The 18,114-nt window shown below is 69.8% G+C and carries 15 protein-coding genes; 1 reads left to right on the forward strand and 14 read right to left on the reverse strand.

The annotated features are described in order from the left end of the window. Positions 1–181 precede the first annotated feature (181 nt). Genes ftsA through mraZ form a run of 13 tightly spaced genes read right to left on the reverse strand, consistent with a single transcriptional unit; the run spans position 182 to position 14,976 of the window. Positions 182–1,417 (reverse strand): cell division protein FtsA, encoded by a 1,236-nt coding sequence (gene ftsA, locus VFU06_13775; protein ID HEU5210457.1) that lies wholly within the window; start codon positions 1,415–1,417, stop codon positions 182–184. 2 nt (positions 1,418–1,419) lie between these two features. Beyond that, positions 1,420–2,184 carry an FtsQ-type POTRA domain-containing protein gene (locus tag VFU06_13780; GenBank protein ID HEU5210458.1) on the reverse strand — a complete coding sequence of 255 codons (765 nt, stop codon included), beginning with the start codon at positions 2,182–2,184 and terminating at the stop codon, positions 1,420–1,422. Further along, positions 2,181–3,578: a UDP-N-acetylmuramate--L-alanine ligase gene (murC, locus tag VFU06_13785; GenBank protein ID HEU5210459.1), complete on the reverse strand. Its 1,398-nt coding sequence runs from the start codon at positions 3,576–3,578 to the stop codon at positions 2,181–2,183. Before murC ends, VFU06_13780 begins: the two co-directional genes overlap by 4 nt. Next, a complete protein-coding gene (murG, locus tag VFU06_13790) occupies positions 3,575–4,705 on the reverse strand; it encodes an undecaprenyldiphospho-muramoylpentapeptide beta-N-acetylglucosaminyltransferase (GenBank protein HEU5210460.1) in 1,131 nt (376 codons plus the stop codon). The genes murC and murG overlap by 4 nt, the downstream gene beginning before the upstream one ends. Further along, positions 4,702–5,877, reverse strand: a complete 1,176-nt coding sequence (ftsW, locus tag VFU06_13795; protein HEU5210461.1) for a putative lipid II flippase FtsW — start codon at positions 5,875–5,877, stop codon at positions 4,702–4,704. Before ftsW ends, murG begins: the two co-directional genes overlap by 4 nt. After that, the gene (gene murD, locus VFU06_13800; GenBank protein ID HEU5210462.1) at positions 5,874–7,223 is read right to left on the reverse strand and encodes a UDP-N-acetylmuramoyl-L-alanine--D-glutamate ligase; all 1,350 of its coding nucleotides are present in this window, start codon (positions 7,221–7,223) and stop codon (positions 5,874–5,876) included. The genes ftsW and murD overlap by 4 nt, the downstream gene beginning before the upstream one ends. Continuing rightward, positions 7,223–8,332, reverse strand: a complete 1,110-nt coding sequence (gene mraY, locus VFU06_13805) for a phospho-N-acetylmuramoyl-pentapeptide-transferase (protein HEU5210463.1) — start codon at positions 8,330–8,332, stop codon at positions 7,223–7,225. The genes murD and mraY overlap by 1 nt, the downstream gene beginning before the upstream one ends. Positions 8,333–8,335: 3 nt before the next feature. After that, entirely contained in the window at positions 8,336–9,829 is a 1,494-nt protein-coding gene (gene murF / locus VFU06_13810; protein ID HEU5210464.1) for a UDP-N-acetylmuramoyl-tripeptide--D-alanyl-D-alanine ligase, read from the reverse strand. Continuing rightward, a complete protein-coding gene (locus tag VFU06_13815) occupies positions 9,826–11,313 on the reverse strand; it encodes a UDP-N-acetylmuramoyl-L-alanyl-D-glutamate--2,6-diaminopimelate ligase (protein HEU5210465.1) in 1,488 nt (495 codons plus the stop codon). The genes murF and VFU06_13815 overlap by 4 nt, the downstream gene beginning before the upstream one ends. Continuing rightward, entirely contained in the window at positions 11,310–13,310 is a 2,001-nt protein-coding gene (locus VFU06_13820; GenBank protein ID HEU5210466.1) for a penicillin-binding transpeptidase domain-containing protein, read from the reverse strand. The genes VFU06_13815 and VFU06_13820 overlap by 4 nt, the downstream gene beginning before the upstream one ends. Continuing rightward, positions 13,307–13,597, reverse strand: a complete 291-nt coding sequence (locus VFU06_13825; GenBank protein HEU5210467.1) for a cell division protein FtsL — start codon at positions 13,595–13,597, stop codon at positions 13,307–13,309. Before VFU06_13825 ends, VFU06_13820 begins: the two co-directional genes overlap by 4 nt. Beyond that, a complete protein-coding gene (gene rsmH / locus VFU06_13830; protein HEU5210468.1) occupies positions 13,597–14,520 on the reverse strand; it encodes a 16S rRNA (cytosine(1402)-N(4))-methyltransferase RsmH in 924 nt (307 codons plus the stop codon). Before rsmH ends, VFU06_13825 begins: the two co-directional genes overlap by 1 nt. Beyond that, entirely contained in the window at positions 14,521–14,976 is a 456-nt protein-coding gene (gene mraZ / locus VFU06_13835) for a division/cell wall cluster transcriptional repressor MraZ (GenBank protein ID HEU5210469.1), read from the reverse strand. A 260-nt stretch (positions 14,977–15,236) separates the two neighbouring features. Between mraZ and VFU06_13840 the strand changes: the two genes are divergently transcribed. Then, positions 15,237–16,157 (forward strand): YegS/Rv2252/BmrU family lipid kinase, encoded by a 921-nt coding sequence (locus VFU06_13840; GenBank protein HEU5210470.1) that lies wholly within the window; start codon positions 15,237–15,239, stop codon positions 16,155–16,157. Positions 16,158–16,193: 36 nt separating this feature from the next. On the opposite strand, the gene VFU06_13845 is transcribed toward VFU06_13840, so the two are convergent. Continuing rightward, the gene (locus VFU06_13845) at positions 16,194–17,924 is read right to left on the reverse strand and encodes a tetratricopeptide repeat protein (GenBank protein ID HEU5210471.1); all 1,731 of its coding nucleotides are present in this window, start codon (positions 17,922–17,924) and stop codon (positions 16,194–16,196) included. Between the last annotated feature and the right edge of the window lie 190 nt (positions 17,925–18,114).

Here is an 18,114-nt window from a genome sequence, read left to right on the forward strand (position 1 = left end):
ACCCTGTGTTCTTGACTGCGGGCCGGGGGCCCGGGGCCGTGGGCCCGGGGCCGGTACGACCCTGTTATCTCACGCGCACCTGTCTGCGTGCGCCGCTCCATCTATCTCGAACCCGCCCGAAGGCGGTGCTGCTGTTCCAGCCGTTCCACCGGGCCCGGCCCGGGCCCCGGCCCGCCGTCCCCTAGAAGAACTCCCTCAGCCAGTTCCCCACCCGCACGATCGCGCTCTCGCCCCAGCGCCCGCCGATGCCGGCCTCGAGTGCGTAGTCGGCGCCCATCAGTGCCAGCCCCGTGGCGGTCGCGAACTGCGGGCGCTTCACGGAGTCGGCGAGTCCGCCGAGCCCGTCGCCGGCGATGCCGATGCGGACGGGCATGCTGAACGCGTGCTGTGCGACTTCGGTCGCGCCCTCGAGTCCTGCGCCGCCGCCGGTCAGCACCGCACCGGCTCCGAGCTTGCCGCTCTCGCCGGCGTTCTCGATCTCGCGCGCCACGAGGCCGAGGATCTCGTCGAGCCGCTGCTCGATGATGTGCGCGATCAGCTCGCGCGCGACGAGCCGTTTGGAGCCGGGGCCCGGGCCGGGCAGCTCCACGCTCTCGCGCGGGTCGACGAGCTGCGTGTAGGCGACGCCGTGCTTCTCCTTGGCCTTCTCCGCCTCGGCGAACGTGATCGAGAGCCCCTTCGCGAGATCATTGGTCACGGTCGAGCCGCCCCACGGGATCGACGCGAGGTGGCGCATCTTCCCCTCACGGAAGATCGCGAGCTCCGTTGTGGCACCACCGAGATCGACGAGTGCGACACCGACGTCCTTTTCATCGTCCGTCAGCACCGCGTGCGCGGTCGCGAGCGGCTCGTGGATCGTGCGCTCGATGCGGTAGCCGGCGCGGCTCACGGCCTTGCGCAGGTTCTGGCTCGCGTTGATCGCACTCGTGATGATGTAGACCTCGGCCTCGAGTCGCGTGCCGGCCATGCCGATCGGATCGCGGATGCCGCGCTGGTCGTCGACGATGTACTCCTGCGGCAGCACGTGCAGCACTTCGCGATCCGCCGGCACGACGACAGCCCGTGCGACCTCATGCACGCGCTTCACGTCCGCCGCCGTGATCTCCTCGCCGTGCACAGCGACGACGCCGTTCGATGTGCGCGCATGGATGTACTCGCCAGCGACACCGGTGAAGACGCGCTCGCAGGAGACGCCGGCCATCAGCTCGGCTTCCTTCATGGCGGCACGCACCGAGTCGGTCGTGCCCTCGATGTCGGTGACGACCTCGCGGCGCATGCCGCCGGTTTTCGTCTGCCCGACGCCGAGCACCTTGATCGACGCCTGTCCCTTCACCACGCTCGCGACTTCCGCGATCACGGCACACGTCTTCGTGGATCCGATATCGAGGCCGGCAACGAGGTTCGCTCGGGTCGTCATCCTCAGCTCTGCTTCCTTGCACGGTCGCGACCTGGCGTCACGACGATCTGATCGCTGTAGCGCGCCTCGACGCGGCGCAGGTCGCGCAGCTCCCCGCGCGCTCCGAGGTCGGCGAGCGTGAGCCGCAGCTCGCGCAGCCGCTCCGGCGTGAGCGAGTCCGGCAGCAGCACTTCCGCGCGCGTCGGTCCGCGCATCATCAGGCGGATTCCGCCGCCCTCTGCCGGCGCGATCTCGGAGATCCATGCTGCGAGTGCGGGCTCGTGCACCCGGATCGTCGCCATGGCCGCTGCCATCCGCACCGTTGCATGATCCGCGAAGCGGCCGTTCGATGCAGGCCGCGATGCAACACCGATCACGGGCAGGTCGAGTGGCTCACTCGTGGGGTCGAACGTGAGCGCGTGCCCCTCGGCACTGATCGCGACCAGCTCCGGTGTGCGCGCCCATGCCACTGGTTCCGCTTCCGTCACGCGCAGCACGATCGTGTCCGGGACGCGCCGCTCGATCTCGACGGCCGCGATCATCGGGTGCGCCACCAGTTGCGCATGCCACGGCCCGACGTCGTCGAACACGGTGGCGTCGCTCGCGATGCCACTCGCGGCCAGCACGGCCTGCGGCGTCATGTAGCGCGTGCCGAGCACTTCCACCCGCTCGACCTGGAACGCGCCACCGGCACGCAGTGCGATCGGAGCCGCGGCGGCAGCCCCGGTCAGCAGCAACGCAGCGGCGAGCACGCGCAGCCAGCGGATCCGTAACACACGTCCGATCATGCGGCCTCCGCGAAGCGCGCGTACACGGCACGAATCGCCGTGTCGATGTCCCCCGCACCCATGCCGATGCAGACGTCCTGGTCGACCAGCACGCGCCCCAGATCGTCCTGCAATGCGTCGAGAGTCGGGGTGTAATGGACGCCGTCCGCCCCTGCGCGCCGCGCCGCATTCACGATCATCTCGCCCGTCACGCCTTCGATCGGCTGCTCGCGGGCAGCGTACACGTCGGTGACCCAGACCGCGTCCGCCTGCGCCAGCGCGTAGCCGAACTCGACCGCCAGGTCGCGTGTGCGGCTGTACAGGTGAGGCTGGAACACCGCGACGATGCGCTGGCCCGGGTACACACTGCGCGCGGCCGCGAGTGTTGCGGCGATCTCCGTCGGATGGTGAGCGTAGTCGTCGACGAACGTCACGCCGCGTGCGGTGCCGACCACCTGGAACCGGCGCGACACACCGTGGAACGCTGGCAGCGCCCGCTGCACCGCATCGAACGAAGCGCCTGCGTGGCGCGCAAGCGCGATCGCCGCGAGCGCATTGCGCACGTTGTGCAGCCCCGGCACACCGAGCATTACCTGCCCGAGCGGCTCGTCGTTGTCGTGCACCTGGAACCGTGTGCTGCTGCCCGTCGGCGCAACGTCGGTCGCGCGCAGCCCGGCGTACGTGCGCGTGCCGTAGCGCACGACCCGGGGGTCGCTCGCCGGCAGCAGTCCCGACGCACCCTCGTCGTCGGCGCACAGCGCGATCAGGCCATCCTGCGGGACCCGCGCGAGCAGCTCACGGAATGCCGCGTGGATCTCCTCGATCGAGCCGTAGATGTCCATGTGATCGGCTTCGACGGACGTGACGGCGACCGCCTCCGGCTGCAGCGTCAGGAAGGACCGGTCGTACTCGTCCGCCTCGACCACGTACAGCCGGCTCTCGCCGCGGCGCAGGCCGCCGCCCCAGGCTTCGACGCGCCCACCGACGAACGCCGTCGGGTCCAGGCCTGCCGAATCGAGAATCGCAGTCAGCATCGCCGTCGTCGTCGTCTTGCCGTGCGTGCCCGCGACGGCGAGCACGGTGCCCGCGTTCACGAACGCGCCGAGCGCCTGTGCACGCTTGAGCACAGGGATGCCGCGCTCACGAGCCGCCTGCAGCTCCGGGTGCGACGGCGGCACGGCGGCCGTGACCACGACGGCCGCCGCATCGGCTACATGGGCCGGGTCGTGCTGTGCACTCACCTGCACACGGTCGCCGAGCAGCGACTGCGCGGCCGCTGCATGCAGGTCGCAGCCGGTCACGCGCGCACCCGCCCGCATCAGGGCGTCGGCGAGCGCCGACATCCCTGCACCGCCGATCCCCATGAAATGGATCGTGCCGCGCTGCGCGAGTGCGAGCAGATCGACGCTGCTCATGCGGCCCCCGGCAGCAGGCGAGCCAGCTGTTCGGCGATCTCGCGCGCAGCGTCCGGATGTGCGCGCCCGCGCGCGGCGGCACGCATCGACTCCTGCCGCGCAGGGTCTGCGAGCAGGTCCGCCAGCGCCCGCCACAGCACGCTGCCGGTCAGCGTCGCCTGCGGCAGGTGCAGCGCCGCGCCGGCCGCGTCCAGCGCCTGCGCGTTGTGCGTCTGGTGATCGGCGGCGGCCGTCGGCAGAGGAACGAGCAGCATCGGCACGCCCCACGCGAGCAGCTCCGCGGTCGCCATAGCACCCGCGCGTGACACAGCGACGTCGGCCGAGCTTAGCGCATCGTTCATTGCGTCGATGTAACCCACGGCGCGCACCCAGTCGGCCGCGCCCAGCCGCTCGATCTCGGCACCGATGGCATCGATGTGGCTCGGGCCGGTGGCCCACAGGATCTCGAGCTTCGACGCAGGCCGCTGCAGCTCACCGGCGGCCACCGCACGCAGTGCCTCGAGCAGCGCATCGTTGAGCGCGAGTGCTCCCTGGCTGCCGCCGACGATCAGCACCACCGTCGAATCGGGGGACAGGCCGAAACGTGCACGTGCGGCGGCACGGTCGATCTGCGCGGGCGGCCGGATCGGATTGCCGAGCGCGAACACCTCCGTGTTGCGGCCCGGCTTCATCCGCTGCGCGGCCTCGGGGAAGCCGAGATGCACCTGGGCCGCAAAGCGCGCCAGCATCCGCACGGTCAGGCCCGGAAACGAATTCTGCTCCTGCACGGCGAGGGGCACGCCCGCCGCTACTGCGAACAGGCCGGCGGGCGCACTCGCATAGCCGCCCGTTGCGACGACGAGCCGGGGCGAGAAGCGCATGAACAGGCGCCCGAGACCGAGGAAGCTGCGCGACAGCCCCATCATCGTGGTCGCGTTGCGCCAGACCTGCGCACGGTAGACCGGATGGAACGGCAGCAGCGTGTGCGGGACGCCGCGCTGCGGCAGCACACGCGCCTCCACACCTCGCTGCGCACCGACGAAGTGCACCTGCGTGCCGGGACGCACCTCCTGCAGCGCATCCGCGAGAGCGAGCGCGGGATACAGGTGCCCGCCCGTGCCGCCGCCGGCAAAGAGCACGCGACTCACTCGGCCTCCCTGCTCGAGCGGCGGGCGATGTTCATCAGGATGCCCACCGCGGCCATGCATACGATCAGGCTGGAGCCGCCGTACGAGATGAACGGCAGCGTCACGCCGGTCGTGGGGATGAGCGCACTGTTCACCGCCATGTGCAGCAGCGCCTGCACCACGATGAGGTTCGTGACGCCGATCGCGAGCAGGCTGCCGAACAGATCCGGCGCGTTACGGGCGACACGGTAGCCGATCAGTGCGATGCCGCTGTAGGCGAGCACCAGCGCCGCCATGCCGATGAAGCCCCACTCTTCGCCGATCATTGCGAAGATGAAGTCGTTGTGCGGCTCGGGCAGGAACCCGAACTTCTGCTGGCCGTGACCCAGCCCTCGTCCGAGCAGGCCGCCGCTGCCGAGCGCGATCAGCGCCTGCGTGATCTGGTAGCTGACGCCGGCGGGGTCATGCGTCGGATCGATGAACGCCAGGATCCGGCGCATCCGGTACCCGACACCGCTCACCTGCGTCAGCAGGAAGGGCAGCATCAGCGCGCCGAGCACCACGAAGTGCGCGATGCGCGCACCGCCCGCGAACAGCACGAGCGCCGCGAGCAGCACGACCAGTGCGGCCGCCGACATGCTGGGCTGCATCATGATCAGTGTCGCGACCGTTCCCCACACGAGCAGGAAGGGCAGCAGTCCCTTGCTCAGGCTGCCCAGCCGGTCCTGCTTGCGCACGGCGACCGCGGCCGTCCAGATGATCAGCACCAGCTTCGCCAGCTCGGAGGGCTGCCCCTGGATCCCACCGAGGTCGATCCAGCGACGCCCGCCGTTCACGCGCGGCGCTATGCTCTCGGTGCCCGGCAGCAGCACGAAAACGAGCAGCCCGACGACGACCAGCAGCATCGGCCAGGCGAAGAAGCGGAGCACCCGGTAGTCGAGGTACGCCATGACGGCGAGGAGCAGCAGACCGAGCGAGCCGCCGATCGCCTGGCGGATCACGAAATGGTAGTCGGCCAGCCCGTCCGTCTGCGCCTTGATCGCGCTCGCGCTGTACACGGCGACCAGCCCGAACGACAGCAGCGCAACCGCCAGCAGCAGCAGCACGGGCGCTTCCCATCCGCGGCTCAGTCGCGTGAGCGCCTGGGCGTTCAGGTCCGCATGCGCGCGCGGCGCCACGGCTGCCCGGCTCATGCCTCACCTCGCGCAAGCGCGCGGAACGCGTCGCCGCGCTCCTCGTAGTTGCGGAACATGTCGAAGCTGGCGCATGCCGGCGCCAGGAGCAGCGCATCGCCGGGCCGTGCACGCGCTGCGGCGTGTGCCACGACGTCGCTGAAGCTGCCATCGACGCGCTCGAGCGCGACGACGCCGCCCAGCTCACGCTCGATGAGATCCGCCGCCGCGCCGTATGCGACCACCAGCCGGACGTGGCTGCGGAGCCCGTCCCCGAGGCCGGCGTAGGGCTCGCCCTTGTGCACGCCGCCGAGCAGCAGCACCGTCGGCCGCGTCATGCTTTCCAGCGCGACGCGCGCCGATGCAACGTTGGTCGCCTTGGAGTCGTTCACCCAGAGAACGCCGTTGCGCTCGCCGATCACCTCCAGGCGGTGCGGCAGTCCCGGGAACGTGCGCAGCCCTTCCCGCACGGCATCGACACTCGCACCGGCGGCTACACTTGCGATCGCGGCGGCCAGCGCGTTCGCGCGGTTGTGTCGTCCCAGGATGCGCAGCTCCGCGGTGCCCAGCAGCGCCGTGGCGGTGCCGCTCATGTTCAGCAGGAGTTGCTCACCGCTCAGCCAGCCGCCGCGCTCGGTCGAGGCGAGCGGGGTGTGAACGCGGAACACGTAGCGCGTACCCGGCGCATCCGCGGCCAGCGAGAGCACGTCGGCCTCCTCCCCGTTGAGAACCCACGTACTCTCACTGACCGCGTTGTCGAAGAGATGCGCCTTGTCTGCGTAGTAGTCCCTTACACTCGCGTACCGATCGAGATGGTCCGGTGCGAGGTTCGTCACGACGCCGATGCGCGGCGCGAACGTGTCGACATCCGCGAGCTGGAAGGAGCTCGCCTCCACGACCACCCAGTCCGGCGCATCGTTGCGCAGCGCAACTTCGGACAGCGGCGTACCGATGTTGCCGGCCGCCGGCGCGTCATAGCCGGCTGTCGTGAGCAGATGGGAGGCGAGCGCCGTCGTCGTGCTCTTGCCATTGGTTCCCGTGATCGCGACCACCGGTGCGTCCAGGTAGCGGTACGCGAACTCGAGCTCGGACATGCGCGTGACGTGCGCAATGCGCGCATCGCCCAGCACCGTGGCGGTCGGCGGGATGCCGGGACTGACCACGATGGTGTCGCACTGCGCCAGCCGTGCGACGTCGTGGCCGCCCGTCTGCGCTTCACCGCCCGCCGTGCGGATCTCCTCCGCCGCCGCGCGCAGCTCCGCGGTGTCGCCGGAATCCGAGGCGTACACGCGCGCGCCGCGCGCCAGCGCGAGTCGCGCCGCCGCGCGCCCGCTGCGCGCAAGTCCCAGGATGCCGACGTTGGTCATCAACGGATCTTCAGCGTGCTGAATGCGACCAGGCTGCACAGGATCCCCAGGATCCAGAAGCGCATGATGATCTTGCTCTCGGCCCAGCCCTGCTTCTCGAAGTGGTGGTGCAACGGCGCCATCGCGAGCAGCCGCTGCCCGCGTCCCTGCGTGCGCGCCGTGTACTTGAACCAGCCGACCTGCGCCATCACGCTGATCGCCTCCACCACGAAGACGCCGCCCACGATGACGAGCAGGAACTCACCCTTGATCAGAACGGCCACTGCGCCCAGCGCACCGCCCAGCGCGAGCGAGCCGGTGTCCCCCATGAACACTTCCGCGGGGTGCGCATTGAACCAGAGGAATCCCAGCGTCGCACCGGCCAGCGCGACGCAGAAGATCGACAGCTCACCCGCGCCGGCCATGTAGAACAGTCCGAGGTAGTTCGACGTATCGACGCGACCGATCACGTATGCGAAGACACCGAACGTCGCCGCCGCGATGGCCGAGAGTCCGCCCGCGAGGCCGTCCAGGCCGTCCGTAAGGTTCACCGCGTTCGAGCTGCCCGCGAGGACGAGCATCACCCACGGGATGAACAGGACCGGCAGGATGAACGCGACGTGGTAGTCGGCGAAGAACGGAACGCTGGTCCAGTGCGTCGGGATGTCCGACGCGGGCCAGATCAGCAGCACGATTCCGACGATGATGCCGATCATGCCCTGGCCGATCAGCTTGTACTTGCCGACCAGTCCCTCGGTGCGACGACGCACGACCTTCAGGTAGTCGTCCAGGAAGCCGAGTGCGCCCAGCCAGACCATGACGGCCATCGCGATCAGCACGTACTCGTTGGTGAGGTCCGCCCAGAGCAGCGTGCCGATCAGGGTTGCGACGATGATGAGCACACCGCCCATGGTCGGCGTGCCCGCCTTGGCCAGGTGCGACTGCGGCCCCTCCTGTCGCACGACCTGCCCGAAGCGCAGACGCTGCAGCCACCGGATGATCGGCGGACCGAACAGGAACGCGATCATGATGGCCGTCGCCATGCCGCCCGCTGCACGGAACGTGATGTAGCGGAACAGGTTGAGAAACGAGTACTGGTCCGCCAGCGGGTACAGCAGGTGATAGAGCATCGCCTACGCTTTCCCGCCCTCGGGCGCGTTGGTGTTACGGGGGTGCTCCGCCGAGGGCGCGTCGTCACGCCCGTCGGTAATCGTTTCGATCGCCCGCGACCCGAAGGCCTCCCCGTGCGGGTGGAGCACTCCCCATGTCTCTGCGAACCGCGGCAGCAGTCGCTCCAGCGCGACACCGCGCGATCCTTTCAGCAGTACGATCTCGTTACCGTGCAGCCGGCCCGCGAAGCGCGCGTACGCCTCGAGCGGATCGGCCTCCCGGATCAGCCGGTCACCCAGCGCCGCCGCATGCTCGTCGAACGCCGCGACGAAGTCGCCCGTCGCAACGATCAGGTCCACGTCACTCGCAGCGACCTCGCCCGCCGTCTCCGCGTGCAGTCGCCCGCTCTCGGCGCCCAGCTCGCGCATCGTGCCGAGCACCGCGACCCGGCCACCAGCACGCGGCAGCGAAACGAGCAGATCGATTGCGGCCTGCACGCTGGCCGGGTTCGCGTTGTAGCAGTCCGCGATCACGGTCATGGCGCCGTAATGGTGGAACTCGCCGCGCATCTTCGCCGGCGCGAGCTGCGCCATGCCGGTGACCGCACCGTCCATGTCGACGCCGAGCTCACTCGCGATCGCCAGCGCGAGCAGCGCGTTGCGCGCGTTGTGCCGGCCGCGCAGCTGCAACGCGATGGTGCGTCCCTGCCAATCGAAACGGACCGCGCCGTCCTCGTCGAGCCGCACGTTCGTTGCACGGTACGCGGCATCGGCATCGCTGCCAGTCCCGACGACGACCACCCGCGACACCAGTGCGCGCGCGCGGGCGGCGAGAGCGGTCGGCTCGTCCGGGACCGCGGCCATTCCGCGCTCCGACAGCCAGGGCAGCACCGACGTCTCCTCGCGCAGCACACCATCCAGGTCACCCAGCCCCTCCAGGTGCTCGGCGCCGATCGACGTGATCACCGCCACGTCCGGCTCCACGATGCCCGCCAGGCGCGCAACCTCTCCCGGCGTGTTCGTGCCGATCTCCGCTACGACGACTTCCGTGCCCGCCGGCGTGGCGAGCAGCGTCAACGGCGCGCCGATCAGGTTGTTCAGGTTGCCCGTGGTCGCATGAACGCGGTACTTCGACGCCAGTGCGGCACGCAGCAGGTCCTTGGTCGTGGTCTTGCCGTTCGCGCCGGCCACCGCGACAACCGTCCAGCCCATGCGACGCCGGTGGAAGCGGCCGATGCGACCGAGTGCGCGCAGCGTGTCCTCGACGAGGTAGAGGTGCAGCGACCCGGGTGCGTCTTCAGGTATGCGCTGCACCACCGCTGCCGTCGCGCCCGCGTCCGCTGCCTGCTGCAGGTACTCGTGCCCGTCATGGTTCTCGCCGACCAGCGCAACGAACACCTGCCCGTGCGCCAGAGAGCGCGTGTCGGTGCTGATGCCGGTGTAGACCGCCCCGTCGGACCGGGCGTCCGTCCCGATGCCGAGGGCCGCGCAGATCGCCGCGTGCGTCCAGGTGCTCATCGTGCCGCTCCGTTCGTACTCTCGAGCAGCTCGTGCACGATTGCGGCCTCGTCGAACGGCCGCTTCTCCGTCCCGATCACCTGGTACGTCTCGTGGCCCTTCCCCGCGAGCAGGATGATGTCGTCCGCCGATGCCATGTCGAGCGCCGCAGCGATCGCAGCGCGACGATCCGTGATGCGCACGTAGCCGTCCCGCATCCCGCCGACGATCTCGTCGATGATGGCGTCCGGATCCTCGGTGCGCGGATTGTCCGACGTTACGATCGCGACGTCCGCTCCCTCCTGCGCTGCGCTGCCCATCAGCGGGCGCTTGCCCCGGTCGCGATCGCCACCCGCGCCGAAGACGACGATCACCCGGCCGTCGGTGAGCGGGCGCAGCGTTGCAAGCGCACGCTCCAGCGCATCGGGTGTGTGGGCGTAGTCGCGCAGCACGGGACACGGGATGGCGGTGAGCCGCTCGAGCCGCCCCGGTACCTGCGGCGTCGTCTCGAGCTGGTGCGCGATCTCGTCGGGCGCGAAATCCAAAGCCACACCCACCGCGGCCGCCGCAAGCGCGTTGGATACGTTGTACGCGCCGAGCAGCGGCAGTGAGACGGGCACCGCACCCTTCGGCGTTTCCAGCCGGAAGTGCGCACCACGGCCGTCGATCTCCAGGTCGCGGGCGGTGATGTTGGCGTCGTGATGGATGCCGAAGCGCAGCAGCCGCGCGCCCTTTGCGCCGAGCGAATCCCACGCGCGGTCGTCGGCATTGGCAATTGCCCAGCCGTCCTCGCGCAGCAGATCCTCGAGCTGCAGCTTCGCCTCGAGATACGACTCGAGTGTGCCGTGGTAGTCGAGATGATCCCGGCTCAGGTTCGTGAAGACGCCGGCATCGAACCGGAGCCCGTGCATGCGCCCCTGGTGCAGCGCGTGCGACGACGCCTCCATCGCGAGCGCACGCACGCCGCGGTCGACCAGGGCGCGCAGTGTCGCCGCAAGCTCGACCGGGCCGGGTGTCGTCAGCGTGTCACTGCCGCTCACGATCTGGCCGCGCTCCAGCACCGCGCCCAGCGTTCCGAGCGATGCGCTCGGCCAGCGCGCCGCCAGAACGTGGCGCACCAGCCAGGCGGTCGTCGTCTTGCCGTTCGTGCCCGTGATGCCGACCAGCACGAGATCGTCCTGGGGATCACCGTACACCACGCTCGCAGCGACCGCCGCCGCGCGGCGGCCGTCACGAACGATGATGCGCGGGGTGGGACCGGTGTCGTCCGCGCGCTCGGCGATCACGGCGACCGCGCCTGCGTGCACGGCGAGCGGGATGAAATCGTGGCTGTCGCGCGCGGTGCCATGCCATGCACAGAACACCATACCGGGCTCGACGCGCCGGCTGTCATCCGCGATGCCGCCGACCTGCAGGTCGACGGCCGGCCGCGGGCCCGCGAGCAGACCCGCATTGTCGAGCCGCTCGACGATGGCGCGCAGCGGGACCTCGCGCGGGCGGCTCACCGGCCCTCCGGACGCGCCAGTACGCGCACGAGCGTGCCCTGCGGAACGGCAGCACCGGCGTCCGGCCAGGTCGCGCTCACCACACCGGCACCATCGACCTGTACACGCACGCCGGAGGCATGCAGCACGCGCACAGCATCGCGCAGCGGCAGGTCGACCACGTCGGGAACGTCGACCTCCGGGGCGCTCCTGGCCGGCTGGCCCGTGGACGACCCGTCGAGCGCCAGCACGAAGGGGCCGCGCCCCTCCAGTGAGCGCGCAGCGTCGTGCTTCCGCACGGCAGCGGGTATCGCCGGTGTCTCCGGAAGCAGCGCGGGCTCCGCCGCAATCGTGCGCCGGTCGAAGGGCGCGTGATGCGCCGCCAGCGCCGCCTCCAGCGCACTGCGCGTGATCGGGGCGGCCGTGGCGCCGCCGTAGTACGCACCCTTCGGCTCGTCGACCTTGGCGAGGAACACGAGCTGCGGGTCATCCGCGGGGAAGTAGCCGGCGAACGACGCAGTGTACGCGCCCGGCACGTAACGGCCGTTCTCGGCGATGCGGGCCGTGCCCGTCTTGCCTGCTACCAGGAAGGGACCGAGGGCCGCCTGCTGCCCGGTGCCGCCCTCCACGACGTCGATGAGCGCAGCGCGCAGCTGCTCCGACACGGCTTCCGGCACGACGCGCCGCACCACTGTCCTCTCGTACGATTCCTGGACGCGACCATCGCGCGTGCGCACCTCGCGCACCAGCCGGGGCTCGAGCAGCTCGCCACCATTCGCCAGCGCTGCATAGGCGAGCGCCATCTGCAGGGGCGTGACCGAGATCTCGTACCCGATCGCGAGCGACGGCTGCGACTGCCTGGACCAGCCGCGCGGCGCGCGGAGCAGTCCCCCACTCTCCGAGGGATAGTCGATGGCCGTGGGGGAGCCGAAGCCGAAATCACGCAGGTACTGGTACTGCGTCGCGGGATCGAGCCGCATCGCGAGCTTCGCGAGCGCCACGTTGGACGACTTCTGCAGCGCCTCGTGCACCGTCAGCCAGCCGTAGCCGTGCACGTCGCTGATCGTGCGCCCGAGGTACGTCCAGTTCCCCTGCTCGGCGAACACACTGTCCGTCATGCGCGCTCGCCCGGCAGCCAGCAGCGAGGCGACCAGGAACGGCTTGATCGTGGACCCCGGCTCGTACGGCTCGGTGACCGCGCGCCAGTTGCTGGCAGCGCCGTCACGACCCCGGCTCGCGGCAGCAAGCACGTCGCCCGTGCGCGGATCCAGCAGCAGGAACTCGCCGCCTGCCGCACGCGTGCTGTCGATCGCAACACGCAGCGCCTCGTCCGCGATGGACTGCAGCTCCGCATCCAGCGTGAGGTACACATCCTGGCCCGGCTTCGGCTCGACGACGCGCACCATGGCGCCGGGAATCGGGCGACCGCGCGCGTCGCGCCGGACCGTCGCACGGCCGGGCTCGCCTCGCAACACGTCGTCCAGTTCCATCTCGAGTCCGCCGAGCGCCGTCCCCTCCGCGTTCACCCGGCCCAGCAGCTCGTGCGCGATCGTGCCGTGCGGGTAGAACCGCTGCTGCACCGTCTCGAAGTGCACGCCCTGCACGCCGTCCAGCGCCTCGCGCGCCGCCGCACCGAACCGGCCGCGCAGCACGACCCAGCGCCGCTTCACGTCCGTTGCACGCCGCGCCTCACGCAGGCTGACACCACCCACCTCCGTCAGCGCGCTGATCACCCGCTCACGATCCTTCACCTCGCGCGGCGCAATCGCGATGCGATAGACGTCGCGGCTGGCCGCCAGCGGCACGCCATTGCGGTCGTAGATCGTGCCGCGCGGCGCAGGCAGCGAGAGCCCCTGCTCCTGCTGCTGCTCCGCGCGCTCCGCCCACTCCACGCCCTCGCCCAGCGTGAGATGGGCCGTGCGCGCCATCACCACGCCCGCACCGCACAGCACGCCCAGCAGCAGCACGCGGCGACGCAGGGCCGGCGCGCGCGGCGCGGCTTCCCTGCGCCGGCTCACGGCAGCACCTCCGTCGTGTCACTCACGATCACGATCTCCGACGCGGCAGGAACGCGCAGGTCCAGGCGCCGCGCCGCAGCCGCGAGCACGCGCGGCCTGCTCTCCAGCCGCTGCGCCTCGTGCACGAGCCGCGCTCGCTCCGCTTCCGACAGCGCACGATCCTGCCGGACCGCGTCCAGCTCGCGCATCACCTCCAGCGCACGACTCTGCCGCCACACGACGCTGGTCAGCGCAGCGAACAGCGCCGCAAACGCGACCGCCGTCCGGATCGTGCCGCGCGCCGCCATCAGGCCGCCTTCCGCCAGGCGCGCAGCTTCGCACTGCGCGCACGCGGGTTGGCTTCCACTTCCGACGCACCCGCAGTCACCGGCTTGCGCGTGACCAGTCCGCCCAGCGCACGGCCGCGGCACCTGCACACCGGCAGCTCCGGCGGGCACACGCAGTCGCGGCTCCACTCGCGGAACGCATCCTTCACCTGCCGGTCCTCCAGCGAGTGATACGACAGCACCACGAACACGCCGTTCGGCTCCAGCCGGTCGCGCAGCGCAGGCAGCGCCCGGGCGAGAACCCCCATCTCGTCGTTCACCGCGATCCGCAGCGCCTGGAAGATGCGCGCCCGATCCTGGTTCGTCGTGCGCGGACCGAGCGCCGTGTCGATCGCTCCCAGCAGGTCGTCGCTCGTGCGGAATGGCTGCGTGCGACGCCGCTTCACGACCTCACCCGCCAGCCGCCGCGAACGCCGCTCCTCGCCGAACCGGTAGAACACGTCCGCCAGCTCGCGCTCCTCCAGCTCGTTCAGCAGGTCCGCCGCGGTCGGAACCGCGGCCGAGCCAGCCGCCATGCGCATGTCCAGGGGTGTGCCGGGGCGGAAGGAGAAGCCCCGTGTCTCTTCATCGATCTGATGCGAGGAGATGCCCAGGTCCAGCAACGCACCGGCGAGCGACTCCTCCAGCCGCTCGGCGGCATCCGCAAAGTTGGATTCGACCAGCCGCACCCGTCCACCGAACCGCTCCAGCCGCGCACCCGCCGTCGCCAGCGCGTCCGGGTCCTGGTCCACACCGATCACCCGCGTGTCGTCGCTCGCCTCGAGAATCGCTTCCGTATGGCCGCCTCCGCCCAGCGTGCCGTCGAAGTACAGGCCGCCCGACTCCGCGCCCAGGTACGCAACCACCTCGCGCACCATCACCGGATCGTGATACGCGCGCGCCATCTACAGGAAGATCTGCGCTGCGAACCGTTCGAACTCGCCGCTCTGCTCGCCCACGGCGCCTTCGAACAGCTCCGGGTTCCAGATCTCGACCTTGTCGATCGCTCCCACCAGCAGCGCCTGTCCATCGAGCTGCGCTGCATCCTTCAGACGCGCCGGCACCAGAATCCGACCCTGCGCGTCAGGCACCACCTCCACCGCATTCGACATCATCCGCAGAACCCACATGCGCGCCTCCGGCTGACGACGCAGCAGGTCCTGCAACCGCTCCTCCACCTCCGCCCACGTGCCCTCCGGATACAGCGTCAGCGCCGGCGCATGCGCCTGGATCAACACAAATGCCTGATCCGCCGCCTCCCGCCGGAAGGCGGCTGGCAGACTGACCCGACCTTTGCTGTCGAGCTGGTTCTGGTAACTGCCCAGAAACTTGACCCGCGACGGGGCGCGCGTGCCGGCCAAAAGGGCTCCTTGGTTGTCCGAGCGACTCGGAGGAAGTAGTTCCCCACTTCTCCCCACTTCCTCCCACTTCGCGCCACCATACTACGCCCCGCTGTTTTGGCCGTCAAGAGTTTTCTCACCGCCGTCCCTCGATGTTTCGGCGGACCAGGTCATGGGATCGCACCATGCGGTCCATGGGATGGCATCCCACCGGCTACGCCGCATGGCCTTCCCTCCGCCGGGTGTTGCGGCGCTGCCCTTGCACGGCGACGAGACACCCTGTGAAGCGACACCCGGAAATGAACATCACGCTGATCGTCAAACCCGCCCTGCCGGCCGTCATGGAGCAGCTCCGCAACGCTGCATCCCGGATGCGCGCGGCGGGTCACGCGGTGACCTTTCTGGTCACGTGGGAAAAGCCCGACCTTTCCCGCTTCGCGCGCGAAGCGGCGGATGGCGGTGCTGACCTGGTGATCGCGGCGGGTGGCGACGGGACCCTGAACGGCATCGTCCAGGGGCTCATGAATGCCGCACGGGAGGCGCCGCCGCTGGCCGTGATCCCCACCGGCACGGCCAACGACTTCGCGAACGGGCGCGGCATCCCGACCGACATCGATGCAGCGATGGACGTGGCGCTGCACGGGCGCGCGACGGAGGTCGACATTGCGTGCGCCAATGACCGCTGGTTCATCAACGTGTCGACGGGGGGCTTTGGCGCTTCGGCAGCACGCGCGGCGGGCGGCACACTGAAGCGTCGACTGGGCGGGCTCGCCTACATCCTGAGCGGTGCGCGGCGCCTGCTGCGTCTACGCCCCGAGCGCGCGCGCTTCATGGTGGATGGCAGGCTGATCCACGACGGGGCATTCGTATTCTTCGCCGTGGCGAATGGTGAGCGCACGGGTGGCGGGACTCTCGTCGCGCCGCGCGCCGATGTGCGCGATGGCTGTCTCGACCTCACCATCGTGCGGGCGGGCTCACGCAGCGACTTCATCCGTCTGCTCCCGCAGCTGCGGGCCGGCACGCACCTGGCGAGTCCGGACGTCCTGTACACGCGTGGCGCCCGCATCGAGGTTCACTCTCCGCGCAGACTGGACGTGAACCTGGACGGTGAGCCGATGCGCGCGCGCGCTGTGCACTACGTGGTGCACCCGCGTTCACTGAGGCTCGTGCTCCCGGAAAGAGAAGACGGGCCGGAGCGTTGATCGCCCCGGCCCGTCTCGGTCTGGCGTGTCGTCGGATCAGCCGCGCTTGATCAGCGCGTTCTGAATCTCGATGTACTGATCGACGTTCTGCAGCAGCTGCTGACGCTGCTGTGCCTGCTCGGTGTAGCCACCGGCCTGCTCGAGCCAGCGCTTGGCCTCCTGGAAGACCGGGAGCGACGCGCGGGCGGATGCAACCGTGCTCGGCTTCTGCATCTCCAGCGCCTTCTGGAACAGCGCGTAACCGTGGAAGAAGTTGATCATCCCGGTCGTTGCCGACGACGTCGCGAACTCGCGTGCAACGTTGTAGTACGAGATCGCCGTGTCGAAGCGCTTGTTCTTGTGGTGGTTGTTGTAACCCTGCGCGAAGATCGGACGCGCCAGGTCATCACCACTCGCAACCTCACCGTTCTGCAGCGCCTTCCGGAACGCGGCCTGTGCTGCGCTCAGGTTGCCGTCCTCGAGCTGCCAGGAGCCGAGCCGCGCGTTGACCGCGTACTGCGGATCGATCTGTGTGACGCGGTTCAGCGTGCGCAGTGCCTCGTCCGTGCGATCGGCGGCGGCGAGGGCGTCGGCGTACGCCGACAGCAGCGCGGCATCGTTCGGCACGCGCTGGATCGCGCGCTCACCGAATGCGACCGCCTCGTCGTTCCGCTCGAGCAGACGGTACGCGACGAGCATGTTCGTCATCATCGTGACGTCCGGCGTGTCCGTCTGCATCTCGAAGGCGCGGTTGTAGTAGCCCAGCGCCTTCTCCAGCAGGCCCTGCACGTCCGGCGAGACGTCGCCCTGAGGCGAGTTCTCGATGACCTCACGCGCCGACGCCAGCGCAAAGTGGCCGGCGTACTGCAGCGTCGTGACGTCAGCGTCCGCAGTCGAGGTGGCTCCGCCCTCCTCGACCAGCATCAGCGCACCGCGCGGATCGCCGGCCGCGGCGATGTCGGCCGCGATCTTGAGGCGGACCGCCTGGTCACCCGGGTTCAGCTCCAGGTACTGGTGCAGGTACTGCTGCGACTTCTCCTGCTGGCCAAGGCGCGCCGCGACCACGCCCGCCGCCAGGATCGCGTCCTGGTGCACCGGGTTGATCTCGATCGCCTTCTCGAACGTCGCGAGCGCAACGTCGTCCTGGCCCGCGTTCATGTACGCGCTCGCCAGGTTGTACTGGTTCGACGCCGAGTTCGGGTTCGCCTCGACGACCTTGCCGCACTGCTCGATGGCGGCATCCCACGCCTGGCGCTGCAGCTCGTCGTTGCAGAACACCGCGAGACGGAGCTGCCCGAGGTACTGCTCGAACGCGCCGGCGATCTGCGCCGCCGCCTGCTTCGCCTGCGTCGCCGCAAACGGTGCGACCTCGAACTCCTCGCCCGTGGTCGGAACCACGAACCTGGTCGCCACCTGCCGGTTGTCGCCCGACTCGCTGTACTCACCGCACATCACGAGCTCGGCCCCGATCTGGACGGCCAGCTGGCGCGCCTTGATGCAGTCGCGGATGTCCTCTTCCTTCAGGCCGAACTTCTTCAGCGCGTCCTTGAGGACCTTCTCCTCGACCGGCGCGTGCGTCGCAAACTCGTCCAGTGCCTTGCGGACTTCCTTGCCGACGTCCTTGCCGAAATTGTCCTTGGCGCCCGCCTGGGGAGCCAGCGCAGGGACAAGGACGCGGTATCGTCCGCCGTCCTGCGCCTCGGCCGGCGCTGCAGTGACTGCAGCAGCAGCGACAGCCGCAACAAAGGCGAGCGGCGCCAGCCGACGATGGTTGCGTGCACGATCCATTAGCAGGGTCTCCATTGGGGATATGGACACATGAGGCGACCGACCGGGTCGCCGACAACACTCTAACCCCTTGTATCACAAAAGGTTCGCCGGTTTCACGCCCTTCCCCGGCGGCTCCGGCGCACGGCTGGTCCCTACACTGTTCGGCAGAGGCCGGCCATTCTATGTACAGTCGCGCTCGTGTCGCAAG

The organism is Longimicrobiales bacterium, assembly GCA_035764935.1.
Classification (GTDB): Bacteria; Gemmatimonadota; Gemmatimonadetes; order Longimicrobiales; family RSA9; genus DASTYK01.